Below are 18,393 nucleotides of genomic sequence, written 5' to 3' on the forward strand. Positions count from 1 at the left end.
CCAGTATGCTAACATGAATTAGTAGCTGATAATCTTGGTGCAGTTAATGATGTATTCATCGCTCGAGTGTCAACTGCCGTACTACGGAAGTTGTCACTCGATGCTTGGATGCCAACGGTTAATTTGATCAGCCAGCTATGATGTGTCAGGGAAAGCCGGTGTAAGTCGAAGCGGTTGTTTTATGCGAAATTTAGCCTTCGAAGAGAACCTCTGCGGATGATTTAAACATAAGGTACGAAGAGATTATCAAACCAATCGATCGGCAATATGATCTCTGATCAACGTCCCGCTACTTTTTCTCCTTGGCGCGCGCTAGTGCCAGTGCCAGGGCACTGACCGGCTCCTGTTTCCGTGTGGATTTTTGCTGTGTATCCCGTGGCTGCTGCTTGCGAGTTTTGTGAGGTCGAGGCGTACGGGTTGTATCGGTAGCTGAGAGCGGCGCATCTGCTTTGTCTTCAAGGCGCATGCTTAGGCTGATACGCTGCCGGGCGGCATCGACTTCCAGTACTTTGACTTTGACGATCTGACCGGGTTTGACGATTTGGTGGGGGTCCTTGACGAATGAATTTGCCAGGGCGGAGACATGCACGAGTCCATCCTGATGCACACCGATGTCGACGAAGGCGCCGAAAGCGGCAACATTGGTGACGACACCTTCGAGGATCATGCCAGGTCGCAGGTCGGCGAGCGTTTCAACGCCTTCCTGAAAGGTAGCTGTTTTGAATTCCGGACGGGGGTCGCGGCCGGGTTTTTCCAGTTCGGTGAGGATATCCTGAACGGTCGGTAGACCAAAGGTGTCATCGGTGAATTCGCCGGGGGAGAGGTTCTTCAATACTTCCGGTTGGCCCATGACGTGTTCGATACCTTTTTTCAGGCGCGTGAGGATACGTTCCACTACCGGATAGGCTTCCGGGTGGACGGCGGAGCGATCCAGCGGGTTGTCGCCATCATTGATGCGCAAAAAACCCGCGGCCTGTTCGAATGTTTTTTCACCGACACGTGGTACGTTGCAGATCGTTTGTCGATTCGGGAAAGGGCCATGGGTATCACGGTAAGCCACAATGTTCTGTGCCAAAATGCGATTCAGGCCGGAAACTCTTGCCAACAGGGGCGCCGATGCCGTATTGACATCGACACCGACCGCATTGACGCAGTCTTCCACAGTGGCATCGAGCGTGCGCGCCAGGATGCGCTGGTTGACATCGTGCTGGTATTGGCCGACACCGATCGCTTTCGGTTCGATTTTGACGAGTTCGGCCAAGGGATCCTGCAGGCGTCTGGCAATCGATACCGCACCGCGCAGACTGACATCCAATTCGGGAAATTCGGCTGCAGCGAAGGCCGATGCGGAATAGACCGAGGCACCGGCTTCGCTGACGACGATTTTTGTAACTTTGAGCGCAGGCTGCTGTTCTGTAACAAGTTGGATGACTTCAGCCGCCAATTTATCTGTTTCGCGGCTGGCGGTGCCATTGCCAATCGAGATCAATTCCACGCCATGCCGGATGACCATTTGTGCGAGGGTCGCGAGCGATCCTTGCCAGTCGTTGCGTGGCTGGTGAGGGTAGATGGTACCGGTTTCCAGCAGCTTGCCGGTTGCATCGACTACCGCTACTTTGCAACCCGTACGGTAACCGGGGTCGAGGCCGAGCACGGCCTTGGCGCCAGCCGGCGCGGCCAGCAGTAGCTCACGCAAATTACGGCTGAAAATTTTGATGGCTTCCGCTTCGGCTGCTTCGCGTAATTGCAGCAGCAATTCAGTGCTGAGATGCAGATGTGCTTTGACACGCCAAGTCCATTGACAGACATCCACCAGCCATTTATCTGCGCTGCGCCCCCGATGCTCGATACCGAAATGAGCGGCAATCATGGCAACGCAAGGGTGCGGAACCGTGGCTTCCGCTGCATCGTCCAGATTGAGCTCCACTCGGAGTACACCCAAGGTGCGGCCCCGGAACAAGGCGAGTGCACGGTGCGAGGGGATGGTGCGGATCGGTTCGGCATAAGCGTAGTAATCGCGGAATTTTTCTTCTTCCGCCATTTCCTTGCCGGCGATGACCGTGGAAGTCACAATCCCTTCATGCCAGAGTTTGCTCCGCAGAGTAGCAAGTAACTCGGCGGTTTCAGCAAATCGTTCAGCCAAAATGTCACGTGCGCCCTCGAGTGCAGCTTTGACATCGGGTACGTTGATCGCTTCTACGCCTGCAGCAGCAGGTTGCACCTTGATATATTTGGCCGCTTCTTGCTCAGGAGATAAGGTGGGGTCAAGCAGCAGCGCATCGGCCAGCGGCTCCAATCCGGCTTCACGTGCGATTTGCGCGCGGGTGCGGCGCTTGGGCTTGTACGGCAGGTAGATATCTTCCAAAAGCTGTTTGGTTGTCGCTTGTTCGATCGCCTGGCGCAATTCATCCGTCAGCTTTCCTTGTTCCTCGATTGAGGCCAGAATGGTCTGACGGCGTTCTTCCAGTTCACGCAAATATTGCAGGCGCTCCTCGATGGCCCGCAGTTGCGTGTCATCCAGATTTTGCGTGACTTCCTTGCGATAGCGGGCGATGAAAGGGACGGTTGCGCCACTGTCGAGCAGGTTGACCGCTGCTGTCACCTGCTGCGGCATGACGGCAAGCTCAGTGGCGATCAGTTGCACAATTTTTTGCTGGGCGTTATCAGAAATCGTGGATATCGGAGAAGGGGTCATAGGCTTCAATCTTGCTGGTGAATTACAAAAGCGGTGTGAAAGGACTGTGCACCGCGCGTTTAGGGTGTTTGTTTAAAGAAAAGGCTGAGTAGTTGTCTAGTCGGATATTTCGATTGGCTACTGTTCGTTGATTATCAGTGATGCTTTATACCATTTTGGATAAGGGTTTTCCACTTGGGACTCGGAGTGAAGGTGAGGATTACTACTGCGTTTTGGGCGTGCCGTCGATCAAGTTATGCCTCGTTATTGGTCTTTATCCTGGAAGCGCTGTTGTATTTGCAGAATTTTATCGTGATTGTTGACCATGGCTTCGACGCAATCTTTGTCCAGCTTGCTGTCGGCCAAGCGCTGCAGCATGGCAAAGGCTTCTTCATTCGACCAGGGTGCTTTATAGGTTCGGCTCGAAGTCAACGCGTCGAATACATCGGCGACTGCACTGATTCGGGCTTCGATCGGAATTTCTTCGCCTTTGAGCATTTTGGGATAGCCGCTGCCGTCGATCGCTTCATGATGATATTCGGCGATATTGCGCAAGATATTCACATGACCAATCGTGCCAAGATTAAAATCTTCGAGAATAGCGTCGATGATCTCCCGCCCTTTTTCCGGATGGGTTTTCATGATTTCAAATTCGTGCTCATCCAGTTTGCCGGGTTTGCGCAATATGCTGTCCGGTATGCCAATTTTGCCGATATCGTGCAAAGGTGAAAACAAGAAGATATGTTCAATCTGCTCATCCTTCAGGCGGTAGCGGGGTGCTAATTCTCTAGCTATCAAGCGTGCGTAATGCGCTGTCCGGTCAATGTGGGAACCTGTTTCTACATCACGATAATGCGTCATGCTGCGGGCCGCTCTGACTGCGGATAGCAGTGTACGGATAGCGGTTAACTCGCTGATGACCATCAATGCGATCAAATGGCCGTATATATCGATTTGGCGCAATATGGAAGATACAAAAGGGTGGGTCTCATATGAATTGAAAAATAAAAATCCCATGAACGTGCCGCTCTGGTAAAGCGGCATGGTATAGCTTGCCCGGTAGCCTTTGGCTGCAATTTTCTGGGTGTGCTGGTGAGTACCCTTGTTAAAAATGGTTAGATCCTGCACCAAGCGGGGTCGACGTCGCTGCATGATTTCCTTGAGCGAGGGCGCTGCATCCAGAGACGTTTCATAGGCGGTCAAAGGGCTGTCACCATCGGTTGCACTATGCGTATAGGTTTTAAGGGTGTTTGTTTTTTCGTCGAACAATGCAATGGCAAGGCGATCGATAAACGGAAAATCTTCGCGGATCAATTGGTGCAAAAAGCTCAATTTATCAGAAAGAGGGCGATTCTCATGCAGTTGAGCCAGCACATCCTGATGTGGGAATAAGTCTTCTTTCTCTGACGTCATTGCAAAACTCCTTGTCGATTTTCACCAGCTTAACACGCCAGGGTTCAAGCCACTTCACCCGTTGCGATACAAAAAAAGTAGATTAGCGCTTAATAATTATGTCATCAAGCCGCTATATCATCCTCATCAACTGTTTGGGGCAGTTGTGATATGTCAGATAAATAGACTGCGACAAATTGTCGCGCGGCAATTTGCCACATTCCAAGGTTGTTTTTTTCTCTCTACAATTTTAATCATGCGGTTGGTTATGACGATCATTGTGTGATGACCACGAACAAGGAGGTAGTATGTTCATCAAACTCAATCAAAGGAATTTATTTAAATCGTTCGTAAGTAAGTTTCTTCTAGGTATGACGGAATCCAGAAAGGACGCAACGTTCACAAACCTGCAGCCTTTTGCAAAATCTCCTGTCGGCACCACACAAACCGATGCCGATGATGCCGTATGGCATCGAAGTAAATCGGCCCGCTATCAGCAAAACCAACACGCTATTCGGTGAGAAATCGGTTTCGAGAATTTCTCATCAATTAAGTGGAGAGTATCAACTTATTTGACAGGAGGAATGGCAAGCATGTGAGAAATGGGCATGCTGACATGAAACGCTTATGAAAATCCCCAAAAGAATCGAACCATTGGTTGAAGAAGGCCTTGTCGACGCCGTGATTTGTCAACTCATGAGTGGGAAGGAAGCATTGGTGTATGTCGTGCGCTGTGGCCGCAGTATCCGCTGCGCGAAAGTCTACAAGGAGACCAGCCGATATTACTTTTCCCAAGAAGACCAGAACTATTCAGACGGACGGCAAATCAGAAGCAACCGATATTGGCGGGCTATGCAAAGAAAGAGGCATGTTGGCCGCATTACCCGCGAAGAAGCTTGGCAGAATACCGAAGTGGATACCTTGTGCCAGCTAGCTGCGGCTGGTGTGCGGGTACCGAAGTACCGTGGTTTTTTTGAAGGTGTGTTACTGATGGAATTGATCACGGATCGACATGGAAGCATTGCGCCTCGTTTGAGTGAGCTGACGTTGACTAAAACGCAGGCGAGGGCATATCACGATTTCCTGATCGGGCAAGTGGTCCGCATGCTATGCACGGGTGTCGTTCATGGAGATTTATCCGAATATAACGTTCTGATCGGTAAACGCGGCCCCGTCGTTATCGATTTTCCACAAGCCATTTTGGCCGCGGGTAATCATTGCGCGCAGCAAATATTCAAACGAGATATCGCCAATATCACAACCTATCTCAGCCGATTTGCCCCTGAGCTTGCCGAAACCGATTATGGCTCGGAAATTTGGTCGCTTTATCAACGCGGCAAACTACACTTGGGTGTTCATCTGACAGGCCAGGCAGTTGAGAAAACGAGACCCGTCAATCTGGACAGCGTATTGAGTGCAATCAAAACAGCTTACCGAAAAGAAATGGCATGGCAGCGTTACCAACAAGAGCGCTTTACCGGTCGCTACAGGCCGTTTTAGCGATAACGCCAGCGTGACGATAGCGATGGGTCATTTAGCATGCCCGGCTTGTCTGAATAGGAACGTTATGTCGTAGCAATGAAGCAATCCGGTTTCTTAGCAGTAATTTGCGCTTTTAAACCAATCAATCGCGTCTTGAATGGCGTGCACGGCCGGTCGCGATTGATACCCTAATTCACGTTCCGCTTTGGCACTGGTAAAAAACATTTTCTTTTTGGCCATGTGGATGCTGTCGACGGTGGCGCGGGGTTCGGTTTTAGTGATGCGCGCAATGACTTCCATGGTGTGGGCGATGGGCAGCATCAACTTGACCGGGATACTTCTGCGCTTGGTCGGTTTGCAGGTGAGTTCATCGATGGTTTGCAGTATCTGCAGGAGCGTCATGTTGTCGCCCCCCAGGATATAGCGCTCGCCTGGCTTGCCAAAACGATATGCGAGTAGGTGGCCGTAAGCAATGTCATCGACATGGGCCACGTTGAGGCCCGTATCGACGTAGGCCGGCATTTTTCCCCGGAGTGTGTCGAGCACGATGCGGCCGGTGGGAGTGGGTTTGACATCGCGCGGGCCGATCGGTGTGGAAGGGTTGACAGTCACCAACGGGAGCTGATGTTGGCGAACAAGTTCTTGCACGAGCTGTTCGGCAAGAAATTTGGAGCGCTTGTAGTGGCCGGCGATTGATGCGAGGTTGGAAGGCGTCTCTTCATCGGCTGGCAGGCTGTTCGGATTCAATCCCAATGTGGCGACACTGCTGGTATAGACCATGCGATCCATGCCCGCTTCCGCACTTTCCAAAATCAGCGATTTGGTTCCATTGACATTCACGTCATACATGATGGATGGGTTAGGCACCCAAAGGCGATAGTCAGCAGCAACATGGAACAGGCTGTCGCAGCTTGCTACCGCACGTTTTATCGAAGTGACATCACGCAGATCACCTTCTATGGTCTCGATAGGAAGCTTGACGAGATTCCTCCGATCACTATTCGGTCTGACAAATGCGCGTACTTCATGACCGGCTGCCAGCAAACATCGTACTACGGCAGAGCCGACAAAACCATTGGCGCCTGTTACTAAAGATTTCATGGAAACCACTCAAAGTCGTTACAGAAAATATAAAGCCAAGCGTCGTTTCGTTTTTTAACTTTCTTATCAGGATGGAACGAAGCAGAGTCCAGCAAGCGTTCTACACCTTTTTGCCGAGAATATCAACTTCTGGGAGTTGCCGAGACGTCCAGGCAAATACTTTTTCTAAGGCCCAATCTTGGCGCGCCAGTAAACTGGTCAGCAATACGGTTGTCTTGACGCTTTGCCGTGAAATTTTGACTTGATTGCCTTCGTCAAAGTTACGATTGCGATTGATTTTGTTGAGCGTCAGCACAGCCATACCCAATGCCCATAAACAAAAGCGGCGTATGCCTGCTTCCTTGGATGGAATCATGCAGGTATAGGTAAGCGCGTTGCGTAAATGCGCCTTGGCAATACCGATCAGCACAGCAAGTCCTTGGTGGAATCGTGGGTCACTGATTCCAGGTCGTAAATCGGCAAGATCGAATCCTTGCTCCCGGAATATATCCTGTGGCAGCCAGCAAGCCCCCCGTTTTCTATCCTCCCAGATGTCTTTGAGGATATTGGTCATTTGCAAGCCTTGACCGAATGATACAGAGAGCGCCATCAAGGTTTGTTTATTGCGGCCAATTTCATCGGAGTAATCGCTGAACAATTCAGTCAGCATTTCACCGACAACACCCGCGACATGGTAACAGTAGCGATCAAGCGCCGCTAAATCCTTGAGTCCGGCGAGTGATTCGCAATCCTGGTAATCTGCCATGCCTTGACCCATGATACGGACACAACGCTCGAGTGCATTGCGCTGAGTCGCATTGAAGCTATGTGTAATGCGAATCACTGCCGGGGTGTTTTTGATCAAGTCGTGCTCAGCCGGAATCGTGTGGGTGGAGAGCAGGGGATAGAGCGCTTCTGCAAATGCTTCTGCTGGGATTTCGCCACTCACGACACGTATGAACATGTCGGTAAATTTGCGGGTTTGCTCCGAGGATAAACCGTTATCGTCTTCCACTGTATCCACGATACGGCATAGCAAATAAGCATTCCCGATGACCGGATAAAGCGAAGGGGGCAACTGCGGGATAGTCAGTGCAAAAGTCCTGGAGACATCTTGCAGAATGCGATCTTGATAATTTCTATCTTCGATACTGGCTGGGATCGTCATTACCTGATAGCTTGTCGTCATAAATAAGCGTTGTGATCGGATGAGAACTCGATTTTTCCGGGCCGACTCATCGGTGGAGCTCATCAAGCATTTTTTCGGGTGCCATGAGTTGCTCGACTGTTTCCCGGGCGCGAATCAAATGAACAGTATCACCATCCACCATGACTTCTGCTACGCGCGGGCGTGTATTGTAATTCGAACTCATGCTCATTCCATAGGCCCCGGCAGCCATGACGGATAATAGATCATCTTTCGCCAAGTTTAGTTTGCGGTCGTGGCCAATAAAATCGCCAGTTTCACAAACAGGCCCAACCACTTGATAAGTCATGCATTCACCAGTTTTCGGGATGACCGGCAAGATGTCATGATATGCATCGTACAGGGCGGGGCGCATCAGATCGTTCATCGCGGCGTCGACAATCGCAAAATTGCGATGCGGGGCGTGCTTAAGATATTCAACACGCGTCAGCAATATACCCGAATTGCCAACTAGCGAACGGCCTGGTTCGATCAGCAAACGTTGTTTGCGGTTGTCCAGGCAGCGGCATAATGCAGCGACATAGTTCTGGATCGAAGGCGGGGTTTCTTGATCGTAGCGAATGCCGAGGCCGCCACCCAAATCCAGGTGTTCGATGTGCACACCCTGCTTTTCTAGGCGATCCAGGAGAGCCAGCATTTTGTCGCTGGCTTCGATGAACGGCTCGAGTTCGGTCAACTGCGAACCGATATGACAATCTAAGCCTGTAACATGAACGTGGCTGAATGACAGTGCGGCAGTCAGATAGATGCGTTCTGCCTCGTTCATCGGAATGCCGAATTTATTTTCCTTGAGCCCGGTCGAGATATAGGGATGTGTCTTTGCATCGACATCGGGGTTGACGCGCAAGCTCACCGGCGCAATCCGGTTCATTTCCTTGGCAACCTGGTTGAGGCTTGCCAACTCCATTTCGGACTCCACGTTGAAGCAGAGGATTCCTGCCGCCAGTGCTGCGCGCATTTCATCTTGGCTTTTACCTACGCCGGAAAATACGATTTTCTGTGGATCGCCACCCGCTGTCAGGACGCGTTGCAGCTCGCCGCCCGAGACGATATCGAAACCGCTGCCGAGCCGTGCAAGTACATTGAGAATAGCCAAATTGGCGTTCGCTTTGACCGCATAACATATGAGATGGTCTCGTCCCGCAAAGGCTTGATCGAAGGCCTGGTAGGCCGCCGTCAGCGCTTTACGCGAATAGACGTAACAGGGGGTACCGAATTGTTTGGCGATCGCTGATAAAGGTACCGATTCAGCATGGAGTTGGCCGGACTGATAGGTAAAGGTCACTGACTCGCTCATTGATTGGGTTGCTCATCCTGAATTGATTGCGACGCGGGCGGTGGCTCATTTTGCGGAAGATAGAGTGGTGCTTTGTGACCGCAGGCAGCCAGCCAAAGAGGCAGTAGAGCAGCAAAGTAAAGTAAACGCACGTGATGCATAGAGTGTGGACAATGAAAAGATATTAACATAACCCCGGCGGCATCGCTGATATCATTGATTGCCGTGGGATGCTTTCAATGTCAGATGTTCGATCAACCAGTCGATCAATGCGGCAGCCATCGCATCGCTCGCTGAAATCAGCGTAGCGACCGCGCCTGCTGCATCTGCACTGGGCGTATTCCGTTCGATTGTGAAGGGATTTTGCGCGAGCAACTGCCGTGTGCTGCGTTCGATCAAACTGGCACGCAGGCGGATAACAGCACGGCTCTGCTCAGGCTGATCGAATACCTGGGTGAATTCTTCGAGTTCGATGAGCAAGGTATAATCCGCTTTTAACCCATCGCGACTGCTGACGATCCCGTTGCGGGTATGCGTGCTCAGCTTATGCTTGAGGCGCTGAGTGAGTAATTTCGCGGGTGAGGCAGCCCAGCGGCTATTGGCATAAGCATAAATACGCGCGGGGTCATGATAAGCCAAACGGTAAGCAATGGTTTGGTTATCCAGCCAGACTGGCGCAAGGATATCGGTTACCAAAATGCTGTGGTCGATGGAGATGGGGGTATGCTGTTCAACGGATGCCGGTGGGCCGAAATCATAAACCGCTACCGGTGTGGTTTTTTTGGGCGTAAGCGTACAGCCGGCAAGCAACAATAACATAATAGCAAATTTCATCATGGCTGGATTTTCCGTGGCGGTATAAAGCCTGTTTCTCCTGGACCAGGTGCGGCTGGCGGGCTGCCAAACAGTAGGCTTTGCGGTTGTTCTTCCAGTTTGAGTAACATGCGATTGATATGGTGGGTACTTTGAGTTATCGCAGAGGTGACCTCCCGTAATCTGGGCAGGCTGTCTGCAATTTCGTGGCTACTTTGTGTCAGGCCGTCCAGCAACCCTTCCCGCTGATTGAGTTTGGCAATGGTTTGATTGATATCGGATAGCAGTTGGTGGGTTTGTTTCATCACCTGGCTCGCTTCATGGGTGACTTCCGGCAGGGATTGAACGCCTAATTGCAATTGTTCCATCAAACTATCGGAACGGCGGATGGCCTGAGCGAGATGCGTGAGGATGGCACCGAATTGGGCTTGATTTTGCTCGTTCAACAACGCGTCGATCCGTTTGATCGCCTGATTGGCGTTTCTAATCAAATCCTCGAAAGAATTCGACAGCTCTCTCATGAACGAAGGCCGCAAGGGAATGCGCGCATCGTGAGGGAGTCGTTCGGTGGATGGCTCCTTACCTTCGATATTCAATTCGACAAAGGCAAGTCCGGTAAAACCTTGTGTAGCGAGTTGCGCATAGATGTTTTTAGGAAAAACAATGTTATTGCTCACAGCGATGCGTATCAGGATACGGTTGGGGTTGTCACGATCGAACTTGATGTCTTCGACCTTGCCAACCGGAACACCCCGGTAACGTACCGAAGATTCAGGATTCAACCCCGCTACCGATCCTTCTTCAGATACCAGGGTGTAATGATCATGCAGGATCTTCTGATCACTAAACCACATGATGGCGGCGGCGGCAGCGACACCAAGGATAATGACGAATAAACCCGCGGCAAGGGCGTGAGCCCGGTTTTCCATTGATAATCCTAATGAAATGAATGCTGATGTATGTAGGTGCTAAGATGCCGGTTCACGTAAATCTACCGGACATGAACGTTGATTGAGCATGGTTAATCACTGCGTTGATTTTACAACACCTCACGAGAATTTTGATAGCCCATTGAAAACTTCTCTACACAAGACTTGACACAAGCATTTTCTGCGGTAGTGTAACTAGCATCTTAACTTAAACAGGGAAAACTATGCTCCTGTCTTTCATATTGTTCATGCTCTCGTTGATAACCATTATCGTGGTCGTTATGGTGGTTCCATTCTTGCGTCGCCACCTTTTTTCGAAATGGATTCTGAAATTTTTTCGTAGAATTCTTCCCCAGATTTCGCAGACTGAGCAAGAAGCACTGGATGCGGGTACCGTATGGTGGGAGGGTGAGTTGTTCAGCGGCAAGCCTGACTGGCATAAGTTGCTGGCTTATCCCAAGCCTGTGCTCAGCCCGGAGGAAAGCGCTTTTCTGGAAGGGCCAACCGAGCAACTCTGTGCAATGCTGGATGAGTGGCGTATTACTCATGAGCACTATGATCTGCCCCCGCCTGTGTGGCAATTTATCAAGGAGAATGGGTTTTTTGGCTTGATCATTCCTAAGGAATATGGCGGGTGCGGCTTTTCAGCGCTCGCACACTCCGAGGTCGTGATGAAAATCAGCTCCCGCAGCAATTCGGCAGCGGTTACGGTCATGGTGCCCAATTCGTTGGGGCCGGCGGAATTGCTATTGCATTACGGAACAGAAGAACAAAAGCAACATTATTTGCCGCGTTTGGCAAAAGGTAACGAGGTGCCTTGTTTTGCGCTGACAGGACCTGAAGCGGGCTCCGACGCGGGGGCGTTGCCCGATGTGGGAATCGTCTGTCGAGGCGAATTCAATGGACAGCAAGACGTCCTTGGCATGCGTGTCACATGGGAGAAACGCTATATTACTTTGGGCCCGGTTGCGACTATTTTAGGGCTGGCATTCAAGCTGCGCGACCCGGACGGATTGCTGGGCAGCGAAGAGGAGCTAGGCATTACGCTGGCGTTGATTCCAACCAATACGCCTGGCGTCAATATCGGCCGGCGTCATTTTCCATTAAATGGGGCCTTCCAGAATGGACCGAACTCTGGCAAGGATGTATTCATTCCGATGGAATGGGTAATCGGTGGGCGTGAAGGCGTGGGCAACGGTTGGAAAATGTTGATGAACTGCCTGGCTGCTGGGCGAGCGATATCGTTACCGGCTACCAGTACAGGCGCAGCCAAACTGGCAGCACGCACGAGTGGGGCCTATGGACGCGTGCGGGTGCAATTCAAGCTGCCGATCGGTTATTTCGAGGGCGTCGAGGAGGTCTTGGCGCGCATTGCTGGCAACACTTATATGATGGATGCTGCGAGAGTCATGACAGCCGGTGCTGTCGACCTGGGAGAAAAACCATCAGTAGTCTCGGCTATCGTCAAATACCATTTGACCGAGCGCAGTCGCCAGGCGATCAACGATGCCATGGATGTCCATGGCGGTAAAGGCATTTGTATGGGGCCAAGCAATTATCTTGCGCGCACCTATCAGCAAATTCCAGTGGGCATTACCGTGGAAGGCGCCAATATTTTGACGCGTAATATGATCATTTTCGGTCAAGGTGCGATTCGCGGCCACCCTTATGTATTGCAGGAAATCAATGCCGCTAGTGATCCGGATAAAAAACGCGGCTTGGTGTCGTTTGACCAGGCGTTGATCAGCCATATTGCGTTCAGTGTGCGCAATGTGTTTCGCAGTTTCTTGTATGGGGTAGGTAGCCGGTATATCAAAGGGGTGCCTGAAGGCGTGCTGAGTGACACCGTTGGCTACTATCAGCAATTGACTCGTTTCTCGGCAGCATTCGCCCTGTTTACCGACATTGCCATGCTGAAGTTGGGAGGGGCACTCAAACGTAAAGAGCGGCTGTCAGCCAGACTGGGCGATATTCTCAGTATGCTGTACTTATGTTCCGCAACGCTTAAACGTTTTGAGGATGATGGGCGGCCTGCCGCAGATCTGCCATTGTTGCACTGGTCGATGCAGGATGCGCTTTATCGAATTCAGCAAGCTTTTGATGAATTGCTGCGGAATGTGCCGTGGCACTTCTTGATGCGGGCAGGGATGCGTCTACTGATCTTTCCGTTGGGAAGGCGGCTTGCGCCCCCGTCGGATACGCTTTCCCATTCCGTTGCCAGGCTTATTTTGGCGCCAGGGGAAGCACGTGATCGTCTCACGGCAGGAATTTATGTGCCAACGGCCGATAGTGAACCATTGGCGCAACTCGAACAAGCTTTGGAGTGTGCAATCGCATGCGAGGTAATCGAGAATAAATTAGGCGATGCGGTCAAGGCGGGGCACCTGACTGGGCAAAATGACGCGAAAGCAGCTGAGGCACTAACGCGCGGCATCATTACATCCGAAGAGGCAGCGTTGCTCGAAAAAATGAAAGTGCTGCGGCGTCAGGTGATAATGGTCGATGATTTTCCACCTAATCTTAGAGGCTGTGAATAAATTAACCCTGCATTCCAATCATTCCGTTGGGCGTGTGCAGTCCGATGTTTCACAACCGTTTCACAACCTTTTAGGAGGCAGCAAGAACAGCGTCATAACCAATAGCGCCGACCAGTAGATTGTTAAAGTGAAACGAGTGCCCTTCATGGCGGGTTTGTAAGACTGCTCTGTAGCGGACTTGATGCGCTAAACCAAGCGGCAAATTGTAGTGGTTAGGCAGGAACGATCTACTGGGTTTTTGTGAATAGCGAAATTATACAAACAGGGAGTAAAAGTGACAGACAATCAGCGCACTCAAACAGATGTGATTCCGGTAGAAGTAGCTAAAACGCTCGACGGTTTATTTCGGGAGCGCGTACGCCGTTCACCCCAATCCATAGCATATCGGGATTACGATGTAACGGCGGAAAAATGGATCGACTATACTTGGGCGGAAATGGCAGGGGCGATCGCGCGCTGGCAGACTGCGCTTTCGAGTGAAAATCTGACCCCGGGTGATCGTGTGGCGGTAATGTCGAGAAACTGCCCGCAGTGGGTAATGTTCGAACAGGCGGCCATCGGATTGGGGTTGGTGGTTGTGCCCCTTTATACTGAAGATCGTGCGGAAAATGCAGCTTATTGCTTGCAGCATTCCGGTGCCAAATTACTGTTAGTAGAAAAATTGACACAGTGGGAAACGTTCTCCGAAGTAACAGAACAACTTGTTGAATTGTCGCGCATCGTTGTCATGACGCTATCCGTGGATGAGGCGTCTCAACCGAATGATGAACGCGTGGTGGCATTGAGTGGGTGGTTGCCCGAGCAAGCAAGCGAAAGTAAACATTCGGATAGCGACCCGCACGCACTTGCAACGATCATTTATACGTCTGGCACGACGGGGCGACCTAAGGGCGTGATGCTCAGTCATCACAATATCCTGACCAATGCCCATGCCTCCGCTCAAATTGTGACGGTCACCTCCGATGATTTACTGCTTTCTTTTTTACCGTTATCTCACACTTTCGAGCGCACCGCAGGCTACTATGTGCCGATGATGTGTGGCGCAACGATTGCTTATGCACGCTCGATCCAGCAACTGCAAGAGGATTTGCTCACCATTCGCCCCACCATTTTGGTATCTGTACCACGCATTTATGAACGCATTTATGCTGGCATTCGTACCAAGTTGGATGAAGGCCCGGCATTTGCCAAAAAATTATTCAATTTTGCAGTCGATGTCGGTTACAGCCGATTCGAGTATCAGCAAGGGCGAGGCCGTTGGCGCCCCGCACACTTGTTATGGCCACTGTTGGATAAGTTGGTCGCACGCAAATTGATGGATAAGCTGGGTGGACGGTTGCAGCAAGTGATGAGCGGGGGGGCTGCGCTGTCACCTGAGATTTCACGTATTTTCATTGGTCTAGGGTTGCCGATATTGCAGGGCTATGGCATGACAGAAACCAGCCCTGTCATAAGCGCTAATCGTCTCGACAATAATCTGCCTTCGAGCGTAGGGCCGCCTATTCCGGGTGTGGAAGTCAAGCTGGGCCAGCATGATGCCTTATTGGTGCGCGGCCCTAATGTCATGCTGGGTTACTGGAACAATCCGGAAGCGACGCGAGCGATTATTTCCGATGATGGCTGGTTGAATACCGGTGATATTGCCAGTATCGACGAACAAGGGCGAATTACCATAACGGGCCGCCTGAAAGATATCATCGTGACTTCAACGGGTGAGAAAGTGCCGCCAGCTGATATGGAAGCGGCTATCTTACGGGATCCATCGTTCGAACAAGTCATGGTCATTGGTGAAGGGCGTTCTTATTTGAGTGCATTGGTCGTATTGAGCAAGCGTGGCTGGGAAAACGTTGCCGCACAATGTAGGGTACAGGCCGATCCGGTCCAGCTCGCAGAGAATGAGCAAGCTCGAGAAAGGGTGCTGGAGATGATAACTCAGCAAATCAGAGAATTTCCCGGCTATGCCAAGCTTTATCAGGTTGCCTTGATCCCTGAACCCTGGACTGTCGATAATGAAATGCTGACACCAACGTTGAAATTGAAGCGGGCAAAAATCATGGAACGCTATAAGGATATCATCGAAGAGCTGTATGCTAGGCGTTCAGAAGGGAAAAACGAATAAATTACTGCACGCGCGATTTCATTTTAACCGCTGGTGTAGGTTTTTCTAAGGATTACGGAAAGACAAAAATGCTAAACATACCAAGTGATCCGACCTTGCATGTTGCCTTGCCAGGCGGGCAGCCTATCCTGCGTACCGTGCCAATGCCCGCGGATACCAATCATGCAGGGGATATTTTCGGGGGTTGGATTATGTCGCAAGTGGACATGGCAGGCAGTATTGTTGGCATTCGGTGTGCACGTGGGCGCGTTGCCACCGTCGCCGTCAATTCTTTCGTGTTCAAACAGCCTGTGTTTGTGGGTGATATCGTCAGTTTTTACGCCGATATCGTCAAAATAGGACGAACCTCGATCACTGTCGACGTGTCGGTCTACGCGCAACGCGGTGTACGTGAAGGCGGTGAGGAAATTTGTATCAAAGTAACCGAAGCTGTGTTGACTTACGTGGCCATCGACGAACAGCGTCGGCCCAGGATGGTGCCCCAGGAATAGTGAGACTTAATTTATTCTGCCCCAATTGACAGGTGCGCGAAGCATAGACATCATGAGACGACAAATAACTGCCATCACGTTTGCCACGATTGCGTTTTTTTTGTATGGCTGTGATGCGGAAGTGCCGACACCTGTAGCACACCAAGCGGCAAGTGGGCATGTGAGCGTGAATTCTCTCGATTGGCAGGGTCGGTATTCGGGTGTTTTGCCTTGCGCTGATTGTCCGGGGATCGTGACCTTGCTCACGCTTGATCTAGATCAATCGTATCGTCTCAGCAAATACTATTTAGGCAAGGATGATAAGCTATTTGAGCAACGGGGTGTATTTATCTGGGAAGAGAAGGGCAGTGTCATTCATTTGCAAAATTCACCGGATGGACCCGATCGTTATCAAGTTGGTGAGAATATCCTTTTTCAGCTCGACAAACAGGGAAAAAGAATCAGCGGCGATTTGGCAGAGGATTATATTCTGCACAAGGTTAAAGACGATTAAAACGGAGTACTACACATTTCGTTGCTCTTATCTCTTTTGAGGGTGACCGGGTTGAACGATCATGAATGAGGCGCCCCCTAAACCACTGAAAGCGCCGGATATCGATCGGGTTATTCGCTATCATATCCAGACGAAGCATCATTTCAATCGTTATGCGAGATCCTTGGGGTATCTCGATTGGTCAAGCCAGCCCGATCCATTTCGGCGATTCGAGGGCGCGCCCTTGATCGCACTGCCATTGCTGGCGCCGGATGAATCGCCGCGATCACCTGTCTATGATGCACTCTTCCGATACGGTTCCGTTGATAGTCAACCTGTCAGTATTCGTTCGCTGTCCAGATTCCTGGAGCTTTCACTGGCTTTGTCTGCGTGGAAGAAAAGCGGGGCCTCCGAATGGGCTTTGCGTAGCAATCCTTCTTCGGGCAATCTGCATCCGACCGAGGGCTATCTTGTTATACCGCAGAGCGAAGGACTCGATCTTCAATCTGGGCTCTATCACTATGCGCCTAAAGAACATGGTTTGGAGTGGCGAGCGGCATTCCAGGATGAAGAATTGGCAAGATTGATGTCGCCATTTCCATCGGGCGCGTTTCTGTTCGGGCTTTCGTCAATTCATTGGCGGGAAGCCTGGAAGTATGGCGAGCGGGCGTTTCGCTATTGCAATCATGATGTTGGGCACGCGCTTGGCGCTGCACGGGTCGCGGCGGCAACACTGGGTTGGAAAATGGCGTTGCTGGAGGGTATGGAGCAAAGGACAGTGGCACGCCTTTTGGGGGTCGACCGTAGTAGCGATTTTGTCTCGGCAGAACAGGAGCATCCGGACTGCCTGGCAGTGATCTGGCCATGCGATGCAAGCCATGATGCAGGGGCTGATGTCAATCCGCAGGAAATACCGTTGCTGTTGGATACGTCGATTGTGGATGCGCTTGCGGCTATGACATGGCAGGGAAAAGCGAACCGGCTGAGTAGCGAGCATGGCGTGCACTGGCAAGCGATCGATGAGGTAGCAACTGCATCGTGGAAGAAACGGGCTGATAAACAGATTTTATCGCTGACAGTCCTTTTCGATCGGGACGCTGCAACTGGCGATGGATATGCGCCTTCTTCCAGCGCGTTATCAGCAGCTCAAATCATCCGTCAGCGTCGCAGTGCGGTGTCGTTTGATGGGCAGACATCGGTTGCGGCAGCAACTTTTTTCCGGATGTTGCGGCGGACCGTTCCTGGTGTCGAATACAAACAAGCGGCGCGTCCGGTGCCATGGGACGTCTGGCCGTATGATCCGGCGCTTCACCTGATGATTTTCGTGCACCGTGTGGAAGGGTTGGTGCCCGGACTCTATCTTTTAGTCCGCGACCCGGCAAAGCTTCCATTCATCCAGGCATCACTCAGCCAGGAATTGATTTGGAAACGGCCACTGATCTGTCCTGAAGACCTGCTCTTCTACCAGCTATGGGAAGGTGATGTCCGCTATGTGGCTGCACAGCTAAGCTGTCGTCAGAGTATTGCCGCAGACAGCGCTTTTTCGCTGGGCATGCTAGCCGAGTTTGACAGTCGCTTGCAGGCTGAGGGCGCGTGGTTCTACTCACGATTGTTTTGGGAGGCCGGATTGCTAGGTCAGATCTTGTATCTGGAAGCAGAAGCGGCGGGTGTGCGGGGGACAGGGATCGGGTGTTTCTTTGATGATGCCGTTCATGCCTTGGTGGGGATAGAGGGGATCACATTCCAATCGCTTTACCATTTCACGATAGGCGGGGCAGTGGAAGATCGACGCTTGCTGACATTGCCTGCTTATTTCCATTTGAACCGGCAATAGGGACCGGCTAGACGGTTCTCAGATAGGTTTGTTCGCTTGTAACAAAACTGTCATAATAGGCGATCTGATCGAGTTGAGTCTGATTTT

At 51.3% G+C, this 18,393-nt stretch carries 15 protein-coding genes; 7 read left to right on the forward strand and 8 right to left on the reverse strand.

The window, feature by feature from the left end:
- Window positions 1–289: 289 nt before the first annotated feature.
- Together C8R30_RS02320 and C8R30_RS02325 are read right to left on the reverse strand one after the other, a co-directional pair.
- Window positions 290–2,695 carry a Tex family protein gene (locus C8R30_RS02320; RefSeq protein WP_107789447.1) on the reverse strand — a complete coding sequence of 802 codons (2,406 nt, stop codon included), beginning with the start codon at window positions 2,693–2,695 and terminating at the stop codon, window positions 290–292.
- Between the two features lie 243 nt (window positions 2,696–2,938).
- Window positions 2,939–4,087 (reverse strand): HD domain-containing phosphohydrolase, encoded by a 1,149-nt coding sequence (locus C8R30_RS02325; protein WP_107789448.1) that lies wholly within the window; start codon window positions 4,085–4,087, stop codon window positions 2,939–2,941.
- A 287-nt stretch (window positions 4,088–4,374) separates the two neighbouring features.
- Between C8R30_RS02325 and C8R30_RS02330 the strand changes: the two genes are divergently transcribed.
- Window positions 4,375–4,587 carry a hypothetical protein gene (locus tag C8R30_RS02330; RefSeq protein WP_090667124.1) on the forward strand — a complete coding sequence of 71 codons (213 nt, stop codon included), beginning with the start codon at window positions 4,375–4,377 and terminating at the stop codon, window positions 4,585–4,587.
- 106 nt (window positions 4,588–4,693) lie between these two features.
- Window positions 4,694–5,566, forward strand: coding sequence for a PA4780 family RIO1-like protein kinase (locus C8R30_RS02335; RefSeq protein ID WP_107789449.1), 873 nt, complete (start codon window positions 4,694–4,696; stop codon window positions 5,564–5,566).
- A 96-nt stretch (window positions 5,567–5,662) separates the two neighbouring features.
- On the opposite strand, the gene hpnA is transcribed toward C8R30_RS02335, so the two are convergent.
- The 6 genes from hpnA to C8R30_RS02360 form a co-directional block, all read right to left on the reverse strand.
- Window positions 5,663–6,649 (reverse strand): hopanoid-associated sugar epimerase, encoded by a 987-nt coding sequence (hpnA, locus tag C8R30_RS02340; RefSeq protein WP_107789450.1) that lies wholly within the window; start codon window positions 6,647–6,649, stop codon window positions 5,663–5,665.
- A 100-nt stretch (window positions 6,650–6,749) separates the two neighbouring features.
- Window positions 6,750–7,817 (reverse strand): phytoene/squalene synthase family protein, encoded by a 1,068-nt coding sequence (locus C8R30_RS02345; protein WP_258191917.1) that lies wholly within the window; start codon window positions 7,815–7,817, stop codon window positions 6,750–6,752.
- A 46-nt stretch (window positions 7,818–7,863) separates the two neighbouring features.
- Complete coding sequence (gene lysA, locus C8R30_RS02350) at window positions 7,864–9,132, reverse strand: diaminopimelate decarboxylase (RefSeq protein ID WP_107789451.1); 1,269 nt, start codon at window positions 9,130–9,132, stop codon at window positions 7,864–7,866.
- On the reverse strand, window positions 9,129–9,302 hold the full coding sequence (gene lptM, locus C8R30_RS16615) for an LPS translocon maturation chaperone LptM (protein ID WP_420812380.1): 174 nt from the start codon (window positions 9,300–9,302) through the stop codon (window positions 9,129–9,131). Before lptM ends, lysA begins: the two co-directional genes overlap by 4 nt.
- A gap of 22 nt (window positions 9,303–9,324) precedes the next feature.
- Window positions 9,325–9,948, reverse strand: a complete 624-nt coding sequence (locus tag C8R30_RS02355; protein WP_090667114.1) for an ABC-type transport auxiliary lipoprotein family protein — start codon at window positions 9,946–9,948, stop codon at window positions 9,325–9,327.
- Complete coding sequence (locus C8R30_RS02360; RefSeq protein WP_090667112.1) at window positions 9,945–10,853, reverse strand: MlaD family protein; 909 nt, start codon at window positions 10,851–10,853, stop codon at window positions 9,945–9,947. Before C8R30_RS02360 ends, C8R30_RS02355 begins: the two co-directional genes overlap by 4 nt.
- Window positions 10,854–11,077: 224 nt before the next feature.
- Between C8R30_RS02360 and C8R30_RS02365 the strand changes: the two genes are divergently transcribed.
- The 5 genes from C8R30_RS02365 (at window position 11,078) to C8R30_RS02385 (ending at window position 18,306) form a co-directional block, all read left to right on the forward strand.
- Window positions 11,078–13,390: an acyl-CoA dehydrogenase gene (locus C8R30_RS02365; protein ID WP_090667109.1), complete on the forward strand. Its 2,313-nt coding sequence runs from the start codon at window positions 11,078–11,080 to the stop codon at window positions 13,388–13,390.
- A 274-nt stretch (window positions 13,391–13,664) separates the two neighbouring features.
- Window positions 13,665–15,509 carry an AMP-dependent synthetase/ligase gene (locus C8R30_RS02370; protein WP_107789452.1) on the forward strand — a complete coding sequence of 615 codons (1,845 nt, stop codon included), beginning with the start codon at window positions 13,665–13,667 and terminating at the stop codon, window positions 15,507–15,509.
- 68 nt (window positions 15,510–15,577) lie between these two features.
- Entirely contained in the window at window positions 15,578–16,000 is a 423-nt protein-coding gene (locus tag C8R30_RS02375) for an acyl-CoA thioesterase (protein ID WP_107789453.1), read from the forward strand.
- A 52-nt stretch (window positions 16,001–16,052) separates the two neighbouring features.
- Window positions 16,053–16,493, forward strand: coding sequence for a copper resistance protein NlpE (locus tag C8R30_RS02380; RefSeq protein WP_107789454.1), 441 nt, complete (start codon window positions 16,053–16,055; stop codon window positions 16,491–16,493).
- Window positions 16,494–16,554: 61 nt separating this feature from the next.
- The gene (locus tag C8R30_RS02385) at window positions 16,555–18,306 is read left to right on the forward strand and encodes a SagB/ThcOx family dehydrogenase (RefSeq protein WP_107789455.1); all 1,752 of its coding nucleotides are present in this window, start codon (window positions 16,555–16,557) and stop codon (window positions 18,304–18,306) included.
- Window positions 18,307–18,393: the final 87 nt, after the last annotated feature.

This window comes from Nitrosomonas nitrosa (assembly GCF_003051105.1).
GTDB classification, from domain to species: Bacteria; Pseudomonadota; Gammaproteobacteria; order Burkholderiales; family Nitrosomonadaceae; genus Nitrosomonas; species Nitrosomonas nitrosa.